This is a genomic window from Novosphingobium rosa NBRC 15208 (assembly GCF_001598555.1).
Lineage (GTDB): Bacteria > Pseudomonadota > Alphaproteobacteria > Sphingomonadales > Sphingomonadaceae > Novosphingobium > Novosphingobium rosa.
This window is the reverse complement of the sequence record NZ_BCZE01000167.1, coordinates 1-1,612: the sequence shown is the minus strand read 5'-3', so window position 1 is coordinate 1,612 and position 1,612 is coordinate 1. Positions and strand designations below refer to the sequence as shown.

The 1,612-nt window shown below is 63.0% G+C and carries 2 protein-coding genes; both read left to right on the top strand.

Annotation, left to right across the window (positions count from 1 at the left end):
* Window positions 1–711: CoA transferase subunit A (locus tag SR3_RS30225; protein WP_068095116.1), on the top strand; the 711-nt coding region annotated here is incomplete at its 5' end.
* Window positions 711–1,346 carry a CoA transferase subunit B gene (locus SR3_RS30220; protein WP_068095115.1) on the top strand — a complete coding sequence of 212 codons (636 nt, stop codon included), beginning with the start codon at window positions 711–713 and terminating at the stop codon, window positions 1,344–1,346. The genes SR3_RS30225 and SR3_RS30220, both read left to right, overlap by 1 nt.
* Window positions 1,347–1,612: the final 266 nt, after the last annotated feature.

Sequence of the window (1,612 nt, the reverse complement as noted above, 5' to 3'; positions counted from 1 at the left end):
ATGCCCGGCAAGATATACCCCGACGCTGCGTCAGCTTTGGAAGGCGTGCTGTTCGACGGCATGCTGATCGCGAGCGGAGGCTTTGGCCTCTCCGGCCTGCCCGAGCGCCTGATCGATGCCATTCAGGCCGCTGGCACGAAGGACCTGACCTTCGCCAGCAACAATGCCGGGATCGACAATGAGGGCATCGGCAAGCTGCTGCGCACCAGGCAGGTCAAGAAGATGATCTCCTCCTACGTGGGCGAGAACAAGGAGTTCGAGCGCCAGTATCTCGCCGGAGAGCTGGAGGTGGAATTCACCCCGCAAGGCACGCTGGCCGAACGCATGCGCGCCGGCGGCGCGGGCATCCCGGGCTTCTACACCAAGACCGGCGTCGGCACGCTGGTGGCCGAGGGCAAGGAAGTGAAGTCCTTCAACGGTCAGGATTATATCCTCGAACAGGGCATCTTCGCCGACCTCGCCATCGTGAAGGGCTGGAAGGCCGACACCACCGGCAATGTCATCTTCCGCAAGACCGCCCGCAACTTCAACGTGCCTGCCGCCACCTGCGGCAAGGTCACGGTGGTGGAAGTGGAGAAGATCGTCGAGCCGGGCCAGCTTGACCCCGACGCGATCCATCTGCCCGGCGTCTATGTGCAGCGCCTGGTGCTGGGCGCGCCCTATGACAAGAAGATCGAATTCCGCACCACGCGCAAGCGGGAGGACGCATAATGCCCTGGAACCGTGACGAAATGGCCGCCCGCGCCGCGCGCGAACTGCAGGACGGCTTCTATGTGAACCTTGGCATCGGCATTCCCACGCTGGTCGCCAACCATGTGCCCCAGGGCGTGACCGTCACGCTGCAGAGCGAAAACGGCATGCTCGGCATCGGCCCCTTTCCCTATGAGGGCGAGGAAGACGCCGACCTCATCAACGCCGGCAAGCAGACCATCAGCGAACTGCCCCAATCGGCCTATTTCGACAGCGCGCAAAGCTTCGCCATGATCCGTGGCGGCCATATCGACCTCACCGTGCTTGGCGCCATGGAGGTCTCCGAGGGTGGCGACATCGCCAACTGGATGATCCCGGGCAAGATGATCAAGGGCATGGGCGGGGCGATGGACCTTGTCGCGGGGGTCAAGAAGATCATCGTGGTGATGGAGCATACCGCCAAGGACGGCAGCCCCAAGTTCATCCCCGCCTGCACCCTGCCGCTGACAGGGCTGGGCGTGGTGGATATGATCGTGACGGACCTGTGCGTGTTCCAGCGAGCGGATCATGGCTCGCCCTTCAAGCTGGTGGAGCTGGCGCCGGGGGTTACGGTCGAAGAGGTTCGCGAGAAGACTTCGGCCAAGTTTGTCGAGTAAGAAGGAAGGATAAATGCGAGGGGGTTACCCCCTCGCGCTCCCGGAACGTCTCCCGACGAAGCGGCAGTGGCGCCGAAACCGGGCGCCCCGGCTCTCCACCTGCGCAACAGAAAGGCGCCGCAGGCAGGAAGCCTCGGCGCCTTTTCTCATTTAAAAGCCTGCGGCGCTGCGACGTTAGCCCTAAGACCGAACCCGAAGCGCACCGTAGACATTCATGGGAGCGCGAGGGTGTAACACCCTCGCATTATTCTCCCTTCAATCCCCTT

Coding starts and splice junctions, on each gene's coding strand:
- SR3_RS30220 (WP_068095115.1), top strand. CDS start 711: ATGCCCTGGAACCGTGACGAAATGGCCGCCCGCGCCGCGCGCGAACTG.